Here is a 16,890-nt window from a genome sequence, read left to right on the forward strand (position 1 = left end):
TTAGAGGCCAAAAACTTGAGATGAATTATACATGGAAGAAAGTGAGAAGAATTAGGTTCTGTATGTATCTTCTCACAAGATTTCCTAACTTATTTCCATGGTCGCAAGTCTACAATTTTAACGACTTGAGCTGAGTTTTTATCCATTAAAACAACCATATCTACAGCATTTGCTTTTAAAGGAACCCATGCATTAGCTTCTGGATATTTTTTTAAAATATTTTCTACTTGCTGTTTAGAGTTATATTCTTTAAGACTTTCTAGATTTTGTAAGTGTTGCAAAAGTTGTGATTTTATTTGGCTCAATTCTTTATAGTTTTTTGGATCTTGTGCTAAAGCTATTCCACTGAATAATTCTTGAAACATTTCTTTTTGCTTTAAATGAGGATCTTGAGAGTATTGAATACCAACAAATTTTGGGCCTAAAAATGAAGGTTGATATGATTTAGAAACCACTTCATTGTCACGTATTAATTCAAATTGATCGACACTGTATACTATCCATACAGGTCTGCCCTTAAACACATGATAACAGCCAAAAAGAAACGCACTAATTTGTAAAATACAAATAATAGCCAAATCAAACTTTAGAGTTTTTTTACCTTCTTTATATATCAACAATCCTAAAAGAGGCCCAACAATAACATCAACTAAAATTAGTAAAAATAATATGTGTTCTAGTCCTGTCGCTTTACTCAAAGGAGTGGGATACCACATAAGAAAAATACAACAAAGCAATAAACTAATGACTATAAGTGAAAAAGTTATATGTACTATAAAAAACTTAATACGTTTACTCATATGTAATCCAAATAAAAAGCTGGAATAAATCCAGCTTTTTACTTTAAAAAATTAATTAGTTTTTACAAGAACCAGGAAGGTATTTAGCATCAATGGTTGTAGCATTAGCCGCTCCAGCCATATCCACGCCAGTAGGTGTTGCAGCATTACCACAAACCCATGTAACGTTCTTAGCTTTATCAGTACCTGGCATAAGAGTTAAAATTTTTGTATTTAATGCATCAGCATTTGCTTTATTACCGTAAGTAATATTAACGCCCCCCCCTTTAGTCACATCAATTTGTGATACATAATTACCTTTATAATCAGTGTTAGTACCACCTGCGCAAGTGTCGGTAGCTGCCGCTGAGTTTTTACCACATACTGCAGATTTGATATCTGAAGGCCATTGACCTACATCTGTATAATAATCATTTACAGCTGTTTTAACACCACCAGCCATATTTAAACCTTCAGTTACTTGTGAGCGAACTGTGTAATCTTGATAAGCAGGAATCGCGATCGCTGCCAAAATACCAATAATCGCAACCACGATCATGAGTTCAATTAATGTAAAACCTTTTTGTGCATTCATAGCCTTTTCCCCAAAGATTGTATGTATGTTTTTATATAAGCTTTTTGAGCTATAGAATATATTGCAGCAACTATGCCAACTTTTATTTTAATTTAAAAACAATAAGTTATAATTTATAACAATTAAACCCCAGGGTATATTAGGCAAATAATTGACAAAAATTGTCACCATAATTTTATTAGGATTGAATCACTAATAAAAATTACTTCACATCCTATTTCTTTTTTTTACTCTTTAATGTGACAAAAATCTCTTTAAAAGCAGATAAATAGATGACAATTTTTGTCAGCCGCCATATTTGGAATAATTTTTAAAAAAGCTGATTTTTTAGGTAGATAATCTAATTAATAATAATCGGTGCATTGCTTAATTCATTATTTTGATCTGGCATATTCTCATCGTAAAAGCGTAACAACACATCACCAATTTGCTGAACCCCTATCACTACAGCTTGTAGATACTGTTTTTGTTTAAGCTGCTGCACAATAGACTCGCAAATCTGTTGCCATATCTGCTCAGTCGTCGCACTTCTAATACCACGATCAAATATAATTTCCACAGTGCGCTCACATAAATTTAAATAGAGCAGCACACCGCTATTAAGCTCAGTATCCCAAACCCCAAGTTCTGCAAATAGTTGTTGTGCCCTTAAGCGCGTATTTTGTCTATACGCTTGTGAACAAGGAATATGCCCTTCTATAACGACCTGTATTTCACCAACATGACCAAGTTCAGCTTGTTGAACAGCTTCAGCAATAACTTGTTTATCCGTTTTACTAAAATAGCGGCTACTAGCAGGAAAATAGCAAAGATGCTTAAACCAACGTTTTAAGCTTGGCTCTACATATTCCTCAATTTTTGGTTGAGTAATAATTTGTGTTGTTTCTGATGTTGTTACCATGACCCTGAAGCACCTCCACCACCAAAACGACCTCCGCCGCCGCCATAACCGCCGCCTCCACCACCGAAGCCGCCTCCGCGTCCACCACCACCAGAACCACTTAAAATAGCCTGTAAAATAAGTTGGGCAATTGAGGTAATGAGTAAAAAGAAGATACCGAATCCAAGTAGCAAACTAGTAACCACACCAGCACCGTTTACAAAGCCTGCTACCGCGGCAGCAACACCTGCTGTAGAAGCACTAAGAGGTCGTCCAACAATAAACGAGCCTACAATTCCGGCAATAAGAATAAACAATGCCATCGTCAGCGTTGTTTGTTTGGCTTGTTGTTCTTGGGCAGCCTGATGTTGGCGCTCTTTTAAATCTTGGGCAGCTTGCTGAGCAACTTCCGGATCTAGATTTAAAATTCTTGTAATTTCATCGACACCAGCATTTAAGCCTTGTGCATATTGGGCTTGTTTAAAGTAAGGTGTAATTTGATTTCGAATAATTCGGCTTGCAACGATATCTGGTAATACGCCTTCCAAACCATATCCAGTTAGAATTTGTATTCTATGATCATTAATTGCAACTGCGATAAGCAAACCATTATCACGTTTACTCGAACCAAGTTGCCATTTTTCACCCACACGTAAAGCATAATCAAAAATATCTTCTTGGCCAGTAGTGGGTACAATCACGATACCTATTTGTGCCTTACCTTGTTGGTATAAATTTAAAATTTTCTGGTTAAGTTGCTGCTTTTCAGCTTCACTTAAAATATTGGCTTGATCAATAACAGGCTGATTTAATGTAGGTAAACCACGAATTGATTCACCATCAGCCATGTCATTTGCAACCTGAGCTTGAGGCGCGGCACTTGAAGCAGCCTGCTCATTTACTTTAGGCTTCGATGCTTGAGCTTGCTGCTGTTGAATAATTTTACCTGCCACCACCGTGTCAGTTTCATCTGTAGCAGTGGCAATATTATTCTCACTCCAAGCCGCACTCTGAAACAGAACACTGCAGCAAAGCACAATTAAGGTAATAACGAATACCTTAATTTGCTTAGACTGAAGCAATATCGTATTTCTCATGCGGCTCATTCCTAATTTGAATTAATCAAAAGAAACTTTTGGAGCCTGTTGAGCCGATGCTTCCGCAGAGAAATTAGCTTTCGGATGCATACCAATCACTTTTGCTGTTACAGCTTGTGGGAACTGACGGACATAAGAGTTATAGTCCTGAACAGTTGTAATATAACGATTACGTGCCACAGCAATTCGGTTTTCTGTACCCTCAAGCTGAACCTGTAATTCTTGGAATTGAGTGTTGGCTTTTAAATCTGGGTAATTTTCTGAAACAGCAATAAGTCGAGATAGTGCACCTGTTAACTGGCTTTGTGCTTGTTGATATTTTTCCAGTAATGCTGGGTCTTCTAATACTTCTTTATCAACTTTCAAACCTGCAACATTTGCACGTGCTTGAGTGACTTCTGTTAATACTTGCTCTTCATGTTTAGCATAGCCTTTAACCACATTTACAAGGTTTGGTACCAAATCTGATCGACGTTGATATTGGTTTTGTACTTCAGACCACGCCGCTGTTACAGCCTCATCTTTGACCTGTAAAGTATTATAGCCACAGCCGGAAAATAGTAAGGTGCTTGCAAGTGTTGTCGCGATTACCAGTTGTTTAAACGTTTTCATCGTCACTTCATCCTCAAGTTTTTCTTTATATTTTTAACCTCTTGTCTCGATTGTATGATGAATTTGGCATTATTGTGTTGCTTTTATTTTATAAATTTAAAAAACCGGATCTTTAAATCCGGTTTTTATTTTAGCTTGGTCGTTGCATTGTTTCTTCTTGGAAACTTGTCATTTGATATTCACCAGCCAAATAGCTTTTCCAGTAATCGACCATATGTCCATAATCTGTTTGACTCGGATGAAAGTCCTTTTTGTAATAAGCAAAATATTCAGGAGTAAGTTGTATAAGCATTTTAACAAGCAAATATACGCCAAAAATATTTCCACCTATTTTAGGCAAGCTTTTCCATTTATCTTGCCAAAATAAACGAGTTGTCCCATAGAAAGCGAGACTTGCAAATCCTGTAGTGACACTGCGCATTAATAATCGACGAATACGGTCATCACCATAGACATGTTGATAGACATCAAATGCAACTGAACGATGTTCAATTTCCTCAATAGCATGCCAAACCCAAAGCTTTAGAGCATCTTGATCTAAAGTTTTTAGTAGTTCGGGATGCTGTAAAATATATCCACCAAGCAAAGCCGTAAAATGCTCAAATGCACATGTCAGTGCCAGCTGTAGCTTAGGTGGAATTGTTCTTAAATATTTATCACGTTCATTTAGCCACGCTTGAAAACGGTCCAAATTATAGTCTTCACGGCGCCAAGCCTCATTAAATTCACCATGCGCTTTCGAGTGCATCGCTTCTTGCCCAATAAAAGCTGCAATTTGTGCCTGTAGTTGAGGGTCTGAAACTTTGTCGCGCACATTACGCACACTATTTACAAAAAACTGCTCTCCTACTGGAAATGTTGAAGAGAGTGCAGTTAAAAAATGAGACATTAAAGGCGAGTTCGCAAAATAATAGCGCTTGATTGCTTGAGGATTAAACTCAAGGCGACGTACTGTAATACCCAACGCTTTTCGACGATTTAAATATGATTTTTCTGACGTCATATCTGCGATGTTCATACTCAACACCTACTGTATTGAAGAAGGAAGCTTCGAGTATGTCTTGGGATTTAAGCACTAAAAAGGGCAAAAAAGCTTATTGTATTTGCCAAAAACGTCAAACTGACTAATGGTAGACAATAAAAAAAGCCTACTTGAAGTAGACTTTTTTGAGTGATTTAACAAATTAATTTATTAAACGCCAAGGTAATCTAAAATACCTTCAGCGGCTTGACGGCCTTCCCAAATCGCAGTTACGACTAGGTCTGAGCCACGTACCATATCACCACCAGCAAAGATTTTCGGGTTTGATGTCTGGAATTTGAATTCTTGCTTTTCAGCTGCAACAACACGACCTGAACCATCAAGATTGATATTCACATTACCAAACCAGTCTGCTGGGCTTGGACGGAAACCAAACGCTAGTAAAACTGCATCGGCTGGTAAAACTTCTTCAGAACCCGGAATTGGTTCAGGGCTACGGCGGCCACGACTATCAGGTTCACCCATTTGCGTAGTTACTACTTTTACGCCTGTTACTTTGCCATTTTCACCAACAATCTCGATCGGTTGACGATTGAATAGGAATTTTACCCCCTCTTCGTAGGCATTTTTCACTTCACGTGCAGAACCCGGCATGTTGCTTTCATCACGGCGGTATGCACAAGTTACATCGTGAGCACCTTGACGCAATGAAGTACGGTTACAGTCCATAGCGGTATCACCACCACCTAGAACAATAACTTTTTTACCGTCTAAGCTAATGTATTCACTTGGATCTTTTTCCCAACCTTGGCAGCGATTTACATTCGAGATTAAGAAATCAAGCGCGTCATAAACCCCATCAAGGTCTTCCCCAGGGAAGCCCCCCTTCATGTAGGTATAAGTTCCCATACCCATGAATACTGCATCATATTCTGCAAGTAATTCATCAATAGTGACATCTTTACCAATTTCAGTATTTAAACGGAATTCAATGCCCATACCTGTGAAAATTTCACGGCGGCGTTTCATGACATCTTTTTCCATTTTGAACTCTGGAATACCAAATGTCAGTAAGCCACCAATTTCAGGACGTTTATCAAATACAACTGGCTTAACACCACCACGAGCTAAAATATCTGCGCAGCCTAGACCTGCTGGGCCTGCACCAATAATTGCAACTTTTTTACCTGTCCATTTCACATGTGACATGTCTGGGCGCCAGCCCAAAGCAAAAGCTGTGTCATTGATGTATTTTTCAGCATTACCAATGGTTACTGCACCAAAACCATCATTTAAAGTACAAGCACCTTCACACAAACGGTCTTGTGGACAGACACGACCACATACCTCTGGTAAGGTATTTGTTTGGTGGCAAAGCTCAGCAGCTTGGAAAATTTGACCTTCAGCGATGAGTTTTAGCCAGTTTGGAATGTAGTTATGTACTGGACATTTCCATTCGCAATAAGGATTACCACAACCTAAACAACGGTGAGTCTGATTAGTGACTGTTTCCGAAGTAAAAGGTTTATAAATTTCCACAAATTCTGCTTTGCGGACAGTAATATCTTTTTTCTCTGGATCTTGGCGTGGTACATCCAGAAATTGAAAGTCATTATTTAGGCGTTCTGCCATGTCTCTCTCCGTGGGTAGGCGCGGATTTCACTGTTGCCCGCACCTGCCTATGTCTTTGCAGTCGTGGAATTATTGTGGGTCAGCTTGTGTTGTTTTCAAAAGCGTTTGCAAATTAGCAGCTTTTGGTTTCACAAGCCAGAATTTACGGCTGTAGAAATCGAACTCATTGCGGATTTTATAAGCCCAAGCACTACCTGTTTCTTTGATGTGCTCATCGATAATACGCAACAAGAACTCTTTATGATCTTCCATAGATTCTGTTGAAATACGATTTAAATCAATCAACTCATGGTTGTAGTAATCTACGAAGTCATTATCAAGGTCAAGTACATAAGCAAAACCACCAGTCATGCCCGCACCGAAGTTATGACCTACTTTACCAAGTACAGTCACAACACCACCTGTCATATATTCACAGCAGTGATCACCCGCACCTTCGATTACAGCAAATGCGCCAGAGTTACGAACCGCAAAACGCTCACCCGCTGTACCTGCTGCAAAAAGCTTACCACCAGTTGCACCATACAAACAGGTATTACCAATAATTGCTGTGTTTTGTGTTTGGAAAGGTGAACCTTGTGGTGGGAAAATCGAAATACGACCACCCGCCATACCTTTACCTACATAGTCGTTTGCATCACCCTCAAGACGGATGTGTAAACCACCAGCGTTCCATACACCAAGTGACTGACCAGCTGTACCAGTTAAGTTCATTACAACTGGATGTGCTTCCATACCCAAGTTGCCGTAGCGACGAGCAATTTCTCCCGATACACGAGCACCGATTGAACGGTCACAGTTCACAACATTAAAATTGAACTGACCACCTGCACTCGACTCAATTGCAGGAAGCATTTCTGCAACCATTTTCTCAGCCAATACACCTTTATCGAATGGTGCATTACCTTGTACTTCACAGTACTGTGCTTTACCTTCAGCAGAAGGATGTGAAGTTAACAGTGCACTTAAATCAAGATGCGCATGTTTTTCAGTTTCACCCGGTAATACTTCAAGCAAGTCCACACGACCAATTAAGTCTTTTAATGAAGACACACCTAATGCTGCCAACCATTCACGAGTTTCTTCCGCAATGAAGTGGAAGAAATTGATGAGCATTTCTGGCTCGCCAATATAGTGCTCTTGACGTAAATGATCTTGTTGAGTCGCAACACCAGTCGCACAGTTGTTTAGGTGGCAAATACGTAGATATTTACAACCTAGTGCAATCATTGGTGTTGAACCGAAACCAAAGCTCTCAGCACCTAAAATTGCTGCCTTGATCACATCAAGACCAGTTTTTAAGCCACCATCAGTTTGTACACGTACTTTGCCACGTAAGTCATTTACACGAAGAGCTTGATGCGCCTCACTTAAACCCAACTCCCATGGAGAACCCGCATGGTGAATAGATGAAAGTGGAGATGCAGCAGTACCACCGTCATAACCAGAAATGGTAATGAAGTCTGCATATGCCTTCGCAACACCAGCTGCAATTGTTCCTACACCCGGCTCAGATACCAGTTTTACTGAAACCATTGCTTGAGGGTTAACTTGTTTCAAGTCAAAAATTAACTGAGACAAATCTTCAATTGAGTAAATATCATGGTGTGGTGGAGGTGAAATCAGTGTTACCCCCGGCACTGAGTAACGTAAACGTGCAATCAAACCATTTACTTTACCGCCCGGTAACTGACCGCCTTCACCTGGTTTTGCACCTTGAGCAACTTTAATTTGCAATACTTCAGCAGAAGTTAGATATGCAGGCGTTACACCAAAACGACCAGATGCGATCTGTTTGATTTTCGAGTTACGAATTGTGCCGTAGCGAACTGGATCCTCACCACCCTCACCAGAGTTTGAACGACCACCAATCGTGTTCATCGCAATTGCAATCGCTTCATGCGCTTCTGGGGAAAGAGCACCTAAAGACATCCCTGCAGAGTCAAAACGAGGCAAGATCTCTTCAACTGATTCAACTTGCTCAACTGGAATCGGGTTCGTTGTTTTTAACTTAAATAAGTCACGAATAGTCGCTACTGGACGGTTATTCACCAGCTCAGCATATTCTTTAAAGTGTTCGTATTTACCTGAGCGAACCGCTTTGTGTAATGAGTTAATCACATCCGGGTTAAACGCGTGATACTCTTTATCAAATACGAATTTAAGCAAACCACCCTGATCAATTGGTTTACGGCTTGACCAAGCTGTCGCTGCTAATTTTTTCTGGTCTTTTTCGAGGTCAGCAAATGTTGCACCTTGAATACGACTTGGAACACCTAAGAAACACTGATCTACCACTTCAGATGATAAACCTACTGCTTCAAAGAGCTGACCACCACGATAAGAAGCAACAGTAGAGATACCCATTTTTGAAAGAACTTTTAATAAGCCTTTCTCAATACCTTTACGGAAGTTTGCTTGCGCATGGATTGGGTCACCTAAAAGCTCACCTTTAGCAATCAAATCATTGATCACGTCGTACGCAAGATATGGATATACAGCGGTTGCACCAAAACCAAGTAATACTGCAAATTGATGCGGATCACGTGCAAAACCAGTTTCAACCATGATGTTTGCATCAGTGCGCAGACCAGTTTTGATGAGGTAATGATGTACCGCACCTGTTGCAAGTGCTGCGTTTGCTGGTAATAAACCTTGGCTGATATTTTTATCTGTTAAGACAATTAAAGTTTTGCCATCACGAACTGCTTGCGCCGCTTCTTCACAGATACGTGTAATCGCAGCTTGCAAACCTTCTTCTTCAGCATAGTTTAAGTTGATATCAACTGCTTCATAACCCGGACGCTCAATGCTACGGATTTGCTGCATTTTTGAATTTGACAATACTGGACTAGAGATGATGATACGATCAGCATGCTCAGGGCCTTGCTCAAATACATTCTGTTCACGACCTAAACAGGTCTCTAACGACATTACAATTGACTCACGTAGCGGGTCAATTGGTGGGTTTGTTACCTGTGCAAACTGTTGACGGAAATAATCTGTCACGTGGCGTACTTGACGAGACAATACAGCCATAGGTGTATCATCACCCATAGAGCCTACTGCTTCCTGTCCACTTTCAGCGATTGGGCGTAGTAACTGGTCGCGCTCTTCAAATGTCACCATAAACATTTTTTGAGCTACTTTTAATGCCTCACCAGTTAAACCTTTATCAACAAGTTGTTCTTCAAGTTCTGGGTCTGCTTTTAAACGAATTGCATGATCACGTAGCCATTCGCGGTACGGACGCATGTTTTTCAAATGTGTACTCACATCTTTAGTATCGAGTACTTTACCTGTTAGGGTATCAACTACCAAAATTTGACCCGGGCCTACACGGCCTTTAGAAACTACATCTTCAGGTTCATAGCCCCAAACACCAATTTCAGATGCTAAAGTGATGTAATCATTTTTGGTAATTACCCAACGTGCAGGACGTAAACCATTACGATCAAGCATACAAATCGCATGACGACCATCTTGAATAACAAGACCGGCAGGACCATCCCAAGCTTCCATATGCTTAGAGTTGAACTCATAGAATGCACGTAAGTCTGCATCTAAAGTTTCAACGTTTTGCCAAGCTGGTGGAACGAGCATACGTAATGCACGGAATAAATCCATACCGCCACCCACCAAGATCTCAAGCATGTTATCTAGGCTTGAAGAATCTGAACCTGTGCGGTTTACAATCGGATTAAGCTCAGTAAGACCTGGTAATAATGGGTTTTCAAATTTAGGCGTACGTGCCAATGCCCAGTTACGGTTTGCTGTAATAGTGTTGATTTCACCATTATGCGCAAGGTAACGGAATGGCTGAGCCAAAGGCCAACGCGGTAATGTATTTGTAGAGAAACGTTGGTGGAATACCACAATATGCGATTTTAAGCGCTCATCTGCTAAGTCTGTATAGAACTCAGCAATTGCCGCAGGCATCATCAAGCCTTTATAGCTAATGACTGTTGAACAAAGTGTAGTCACATAAAATAGCGGATCTTTTTGGAGTTGTTGTTCCGCACGGCGACGCGCCAAGAATAACTTACGGTTAAATTCAACCTCAGTTACACCCATTGGACAGTTCACAATGACTTGTTCAAAAGCTGGTAAAGATTGAAGCGCAATTTCACCTAATGCATCGTTGTTTGTAGGAACGATACGCCAAGCAAGTACACGTAAACCTTCTGACTCGATTTCTTTCGTTAAAATATTTTTAGAGTGCTGTGCTAATGCTGGATCAATATTTAAAAATACCGTACCCACAGCAAAAATTTCACTGAGTGTAATATCACTTAGTTTTTTTGCTTCATCACGGAAAAATTGCTTTGGCATCGCCAATAATAAGCCGCAACCATCTCCCGTCTTGCCATCTGCGGCAATACCACCACGGTGCGTCATGCAACTTAAACTGTGAATCGCGGTTTCTACTAGATGATGACTTGATTCACCCTTCATATGGGCAATCAGTCCAAAACCACAGTTATCCTTAAACTCATCAGGCTGATATAAACCTTGAGCGGGAGCTACAGTATTAGGCGATGGCATGTGCATAGCGTACCCTTCTTTCAATAAGGCTCTTTCGAGCGTCAAACAAACAACTTCTTTTTGCGATAGTGCCTACCGATGATAGTTAGCTCAATGTTTCGCAAATAAAAAATTTTGGGCTGATAAGCCAATATACGCTGTTCCATTTTTACGTACACTGGTTTTTGCTAGAAAAATGTTTTGACTTATTTCGCACTCTTTTAAAGCAGTTCGACCCCACGACTCTGCATAGAATTCACTTCTTAGAGGGCTAAAATAGTTTGCAGCACATTAATAAGCACAACAATAAAGCAAAAAGTGTGCCATATAATAAAAATTAATCTAAGTACTTATATTCAATATAAATATATCTATTTTATTCGCGTTATCACACCAAAAAATGACTAAATATGCACCAGATATGGTCAAAAAATATTATTAGATTTTATTTTGCACTAATATTGTGCATATTATTGAGCAAATTATCTCCTTTCGCTGCCCTTATTTGAGGCATTTTTTATTGAATATCATTTGAACGTGTTTGAGCTGGCTTATTCGGTTGATCAATATTTGAATTCGATTGTTGTACATCCACTACATTTCCTTGAGCATCACGGCGAACAATAGTGGTTTTAGTAGCTGAATTGGTCGCAGGAGCTTTCGGCTGAACATTGACTGCGGCATTAGTTGATCCAGCCATCAATAATGATTCATCAATTGTAGGTAGAGCGGCTGGACGCAAACGAACCTCATAAAGCTGATTATTTCCACCTTTTATCTCATCTGCACCCAAATCATTGACCAAAGGAGCATAACTTGAGAACTGTTGTGGCTGAGGCTTAATAGACTCAGGCAATTGTAGGTTAATCTGTGTTAACTGCTGAATTGCATCGTCTGAGCGTTTAAAGGTTCCATAAACCAAAACATACTGCTCCGCTTGCTGTTCACCACTTAAGCGAAAATAAATAAATTTATTACGATCACTACGATTTTTTAAAAAGTTTTTAATGATGTCTTCATCAGATGCTCTAAATATCTCAAGCGTCCATTGTTTTTTATTTTCGTTAATAAATTTCGTACCACGAAACTCTGGTTCATGCTCACCAGATGCAACTGTACGAGTTGTTAGATCAAGTGGACGAACTTCATCAGCTAAAGCACCCAAGTTAGGTGTCGTAGCAACTTTCTCTGGTTGAATTTGAACAGGCGCATCAGAATCAGCTGACTTTTCAACTTCAACCAACTTCTTACTATCGGTAATTACCCAAAAAATAAAGGCCAGCAACAAGCAGGCAATACCACCAACCAACCAGATATATTGTTGAACATTCTGCCAAAATGTACGTGATACAGTCATGCTTTACCTTATCTATTATCCGTGTTGATTTGCAAAAATAGATTGCTTCATTAATTCGACATCAAAGTCTTTAGTAATGACAGCTTGTCCAAGTTGTTTTAATAACACCAAACGTAATTGCCCATTGAGAACTTTTTTGTCATGCGCCATGTATCCAAGGAAATCATCCAATGGAATTTGTGGACATGATATCGGCAAATTCGCACGTTGAATGATTTTTTTTGTACGTTCTACATCTTCATTTGAGATCCAGCCCAAACGCTGAGATAGATCTGCTGCCATAACCATACCGGTTGCAACAGCTTCACCGTGTAACCAAGTACCATAACCAAGATATGACTCAATCGCATGACCGAAAGTGTGGCCTAAATTAAGTAAAGCACGTTCACCTTGTTCTTTTTCATCATTGGCAACGATACGCGCTTTGTGAGCACATGAACGATAGACAGCTTCTGCAAGTAAATTAGCATCTCTCGCAACAAGCCCATCCATATTTTCTTCAAGCCATACCAAGAAATCGACATCACCTAAAAGAGCATATTTAATCACTTCAGCTAAACCTGCTGAAAGTTCACGTTCTGGCAATGTATTGAGTTGTGCCATATCAGCCAGAACAACTTGCGGCTGTTGAAAAGCACCTAACATATTTTTACCAAGCGGATGATTGATTCCTGTTTTTCCACCAACACTTGAATCTACTTGTGAAAGTAATGTGGTAGGAACCTGAACAAAGTAAACGCCACGCTGGAAACAAGCAGATGCAAAACCAGCCATATCACCAATCACGCCACCACCCAAAGCTAAAACGGTACAATCACGGTTAAAACCAGCTTCAAGTAATGCATCAAAAATTAAATTTAGATGCTGAATATCTTTGTATTTTTCACCATCAGGCAAAATACAAGTCGCAACTGTTTTACCTAAACTTTTTAAAGCTTCCTGATAGTGGCTTAAATATAAAGGCGCAACCGTCACATTACTGACTATCATGACCTGTTGACCATGAATATAAGGCTCTAGTAATTGTTTCGGGTCAAGTTGACTACCAATAAAAATAGGATAACGGCGTTCGCCTAATTCAACATGTAATGTTTGCATGAATTTATAAAACCACTAGTCAGTTTGTCTATTTTAGCTTGTTCGATAGAATAAGTTGCAAAATCTTTTGTGCGAGATCACGTGCAGCGCCTTGATTCGTTTCAATCGTATAATGCGCAACTTCACGATACAAAGGATCCCTGATCTTTAATAGGTCTCGCAATTTCTGTTCAGGATTTTCAACTTGTAATAATGGTCTGTTTTTGTCGCGGTAGGTTCTTTGTAATTGTAATTCGACAGGTGTATAGAGATAAATAACTATTCCGCGTTGCTTTAAAAATTCTCGGTTAGGCGCTTGGGTAATTGCTCCACCACCTGTTGCCAACACCAACGCTTTACGTAAGGTCAGCTCATTTAAAACCACAGTTTCACGAGTTCGGAACCCAACCTCCCCCTCTTTTTCAAAAATCCAAGGAATAGTTGCCCCTGTCTTGCGCTCAATTTCATGATCACTATCTAAAAATTCACGCCCTAATAGTTCTGCTAAATGACGTCCAACGGTTGTTTTTCCTGCCCCCATGGGCCCTACCAAATAAATATTTGGTAGGGTTTCAAACGCTTTGCTTGGCAAGGCGCCACCTATTTCAATTGCTTTCATTGAAAAATATATTAATGATTTCTGGCCAAAGTGTCATTAACAATTCGTGGTGTTACAAAAATCAGTAACTCTTGTTTATCATCAGACTTTACATCTTTTCTAAATAAACGCCCAACTAAAGGAATATCCCCAAAGAATGGAACTTTAGTTTGGGTATTTGTCGTTGTTTGCTCGAATACACCACCTAAAATGACGGTTTCTCCGTTATCAACCAGCACATTGGTATTAATATTATTCTTATTCAGAATTAACTCACCATTTGGCGCTTCACCCGCTACAGAATCCTTAGAAATATCTAATTTCATTTGAATTTTACCGTCAGGCGTAATGCTAGGTGTAACATCAAGACTTAAAAGAGCATCTTTAAATGATGTTGTCGCTGTAGAACCAGCACCAGAAGTGGTCGTCATTAAATAAGGAACTTGTTGGCCTGTTGCAACTTTCGCAGTTTGTTTATCAGCAGTCATCACTTTAGGTGTTGAAATCACTTCACCATAGCCATCAGCTTGTAAAGCAGATAACTCAAGATCCAACATGAAGTCAGACATACTGATGAGACCAAAGGCAATACTTCCCGCTGGATTAGAAACTCCCAAGTCAACGTTTAAGTTATCAGGGCGCTCAATAGTATATTTATAGCCTCCCGTAGTCTCATCTTTTTTAGGCTCACGCAAATTCCACAAGGTTGTTTCACTACCACCAACCAATAAGTTTTTATTATTAGTAATACCTTGCGAAAGAATACCCCACTTCACCCCGAGTTCCTTAGTAAATGACGTAGAAGCTCTAACAATACGTGCTTCAACCATCACCTGCTTAACTTGAACATCAAGTAGTTCAATCATTTTACGAACTTTATCAATATTTTGTGCTGTATCATTTACAATCAAAGTATTAGTTCGACTATCAGCAACAGCACTACCACGTGAACTTAATAAGCTCTCCAACGCAAGAGAATCAGAGTTTGCGGTACGATTTGCAACTGCACCTTTACCATCACGAGTATCTTCAATCAACTTAAGCACATCAGTCGCTTTCGCATAACTCAAACGAATATAATCTGTTTGGATTGGCGCTAACTTAATCGTTTGAGCTAAGGCTTTTGCCTCATCATCTTCTGCTTTAATTAATTCAGTAACAGGAGCAATCCAAATCACATTCCCGTTACGTCGTTTATCAAGATTTTTCGTCTTTAAAATAATATCAAGTGCTTGATCCCAAGGTACATCTTTCAAGCGTAGCGTGATATTACCTTGCACACTATCAGCAGCTACCATATTGATACCTGTAAAATCAGCCAACAACTGTAGAACACGTCGTACTTCAATATCTTGGAAATCTAACGAAAGCTTATTACCAGAATAACTTGGTGCTTTATACGAAGCTGATGTACTTTTATCTTGTGGACGCTTCAAACTAATAGTGAGCTTATTTTCAGCCTGATACGCCATATATTCATAGCTACCAGATGACTGAATCGTGATTACACCAGCACCTTTTTCATTATAAGCATCGATACTTGATACGGGTGTTGCAAAATCATTTACATTTAAACGACGTGCTAAATGTGTCGGAATCTTTGTACCTAATGTTCTTATAACAACCTTACTGCCTTGTTGTTGAACATCTACAGGTGTATTACTTCCCAAAAGATCGACAACAACTAAACCTTCTCCCTGACTACCACGCTGAAAGCCAATATTTGAAACACCTTGTGGTTGTGCGGTAGCTGCTGGTATCGGCTTATTCGTTGTTTGAGCTGAATTAATTTTTAGAATGAAAGTATTGCCTTCCACGCGCGTTGTAAAAGCACCAGCATCTTTTAGATTTACGGTTAAGCGTGAACGCACATCATCTGAAGTCACATCAACGGAACTTGCTTCATTCGTTGCAACAGCAATTTTAGACTGCTTTAAACTTTGTTGCGCCTTATCAAAATCTAGTATCAAACGCGAAGGATTTTCAAGTTGGTAAGCTTGTGGCTGTGGAGGCAAACCATTAAACATGACTCTAATTTCTGTACCCTGACCTGCAATTTGCGTTGGTACAATATTGGTCATGCTGACCTGTGCAGATGCAGCCTGCATAATTGCAATCGCTACAGCCCCCATAGAAAACTGACGGAATACCTGATTCATTGTCTGACCATCCCCAATAAATAATCTTTAAAAATACTTTTTCGTTGTTATTCCCTAAATATTAGGGTGCAGGCCCAATCAAGACCAATGTTCTCGGTCTTTCAACATAGCCTTCTCGACCATCTGGCACAATCTCGACCAAATCAATCTGAGTCGGGCTAATCTGGGTAATACGGCCCTGATTCATGCCCATATAATTGCCCACTTGTACCCGTTCAACTTGATGATCTGGCGTCTGGATGAGAGCTAATATTTGACCACGGCTATTGCGCATGCTTCCTTTCATACTTAAAGCTTCAAGTGCATAACTTTCTAATGGCTGTGGCGTACGTGAGAAATTTGGATAAACACGTTTTCCAGCCATAATTTTGAGTTCAGCAGCCAGTGAGCTTGGCATAAATGGACTTTTTAATTGATGAGCAGCATAATTAAATTGTGGTACAGGAGTAAAAATAGGTGCTGGTTCGATAGCTAGCGGCGGTTGATTACGGATATTTGCCATTTGCTGATTGACTGCATCAATTCTTGAATCACATCCTACAAGAGCAGCACAAGCCAAAGCATAAAGAGTAATTTGCTTAATTTTCATCATAACTCT

12 protein-coding genes and 1 pseudogene are annotated in these 16,890 nt (G+C 39.6%); all 13 read right to left on the reverse strand.

Going from position 1 to position 16,890, the window contains the following annotated elements; all coding sequences use genetic code 11:
• Positions 1 to 89: 89 nt before the first annotated feature.
• The gene (gene tfpZ, locus B554_RS0109505) at positions 90 to 800 is read right to left on the reverse strand and encodes a TfpX/TfpZ family type IV pilin accessory protein (protein WP_025465174.1); all 711 of its coding nucleotides are present in this window, start codon (positions 798 to 800) and stop codon (positions 90 to 92) included.
• A 55-nt stretch (positions 801 to 855) separates the two neighbouring features.
• On the reverse strand, positions 856 to 1,374 hold the full coding sequence (locus B554_RS0109510; RefSeq protein ID WP_019457864.1) for a pilin: 519 nt from the start codon (positions 1,372 to 1,374) through the stop codon (positions 856 to 858).
• Positions 1,375 to 1,714: 340 nt separating this feature from the next.
• Positions 1,715 to 2,275, reverse strand: a complete 561-nt coding sequence (locus tag B554_RS0109515) for a TPM domain-containing protein (RefSeq protein WP_019457865.1) — start codon at positions 2,273 to 2,275, stop codon at positions 1,715 to 1,717.
• Entirely contained in the window at positions 2,269 to 3,351 is a 1,083-nt protein-coding gene (locus tag B554_RS0109520) for a TPM domain-containing protein (protein WP_019457866.1), read from the reverse strand. Before B554_RS0109520 ends, B554_RS0109515 begins: the two co-directional genes overlap by 7 nt.
• A 21-nt stretch (positions 3,352 to 3,372) precedes the next feature.
• Positions 3,373 to 3,963, reverse strand: coding sequence for a LemA family protein (locus tag B554_RS0109525; RefSeq protein ID WP_002051712.1), 591 nt, complete (start codon positions 3,961 to 3,963; stop codon positions 3,373 to 3,375).
• A 130-nt stretch (positions 3,964 to 4,093) separates the two neighbouring features.
• Positions 4,094 to 4,981, reverse strand: a complete 888-nt coding sequence (locus B554_RS0109530) for a metal-dependent hydrolase (protein WP_019457867.1) — start codon at positions 4,979 to 4,981, stop codon at positions 4,094 to 4,096.
• Positions 4,982 to 5,155: 174 nt separating this feature from the next.
• Complete coding sequence (locus tag B554_RS0109535; protein ID WP_019457868.1) at positions 5,156 to 6,577, reverse strand: FAD-dependent oxidoreductase; 1,422 nt, start codon at positions 6,575 to 6,577, stop codon at positions 5,156 to 5,158.
• Positions 6,578 to 6,646: 69 nt separating this feature from the next.
• Positions 6,647 to 11,122, reverse strand: coding sequence for a glutamate synthase large subunit (gene gltB / locus B554_RS0109540; RefSeq protein WP_171057786.1), 4,476 nt, complete (start codon positions 11,120 to 11,122; stop codon positions 6,647 to 6,649).
• Between the two features lie 461 nt (positions 11,123 to 11,583).
• A pseudogene (locus B554_RS0109545) lies at positions 11,584 to 12,458 on the reverse strand (hypothetical protein).
• A 15-nt stretch (positions 12,459 to 12,473) separates the two neighbouring features.
• Complete coding sequence (gene aroB, locus B554_RS0109550; protein ID WP_019457871.1) at positions 12,474 to 13,556, reverse strand: 3-dehydroquinate synthase; 1,083 nt, start codon at positions 13,554 to 13,556, stop codon at positions 12,474 to 12,476.
• A gap of 28 nt (positions 13,557 to 13,584) precedes the next feature.
• Positions 13,585 to 14,154 (reverse strand): shikimate kinase AroK, encoded by a 570-nt coding sequence (gene aroK, locus B554_RS0109555; protein WP_004705195.1) that lies wholly within the window; start codon positions 14,152 to 14,154, stop codon positions 13,585 to 13,587.
• Positions 14,155 to 14,165: 11 nt separating this feature from the next.
• Positions 14,166 to 16,292 carry a type IV pilus secretin PilQ family protein gene (gene pilQ / locus B554_RS0109560; RefSeq protein ID WP_019457872.1) on the reverse strand — a complete coding sequence of 709 codons (2,127 nt, stop codon included), beginning with the start codon at positions 16,290 to 16,292 and terminating at the stop codon, positions 14,166 to 14,168.
• Between the two features lie 61 nt (positions 16,293 to 16,353).
• Positions 16,354 to 16,881, reverse strand: a complete 528-nt coding sequence (locus B554_RS0109565) for a pilus assembly protein PilP (protein WP_019457873.1) — start codon at positions 16,879 to 16,881, stop codon at positions 16,354 to 16,356.
• Positions 16,882 to 16,890 lie beyond the last annotated feature (9 nt).

Origin of the sequence: Acinetobacter sp. GG2 (assembly GCF_000292385.1) — a bacterium.
Taxonomy (GTDB): domain Bacteria; phylum Pseudomonadota; class Gammaproteobacteria; order Pseudomonadales; family Moraxellaceae; genus Acinetobacter; species Acinetobacter seifertii.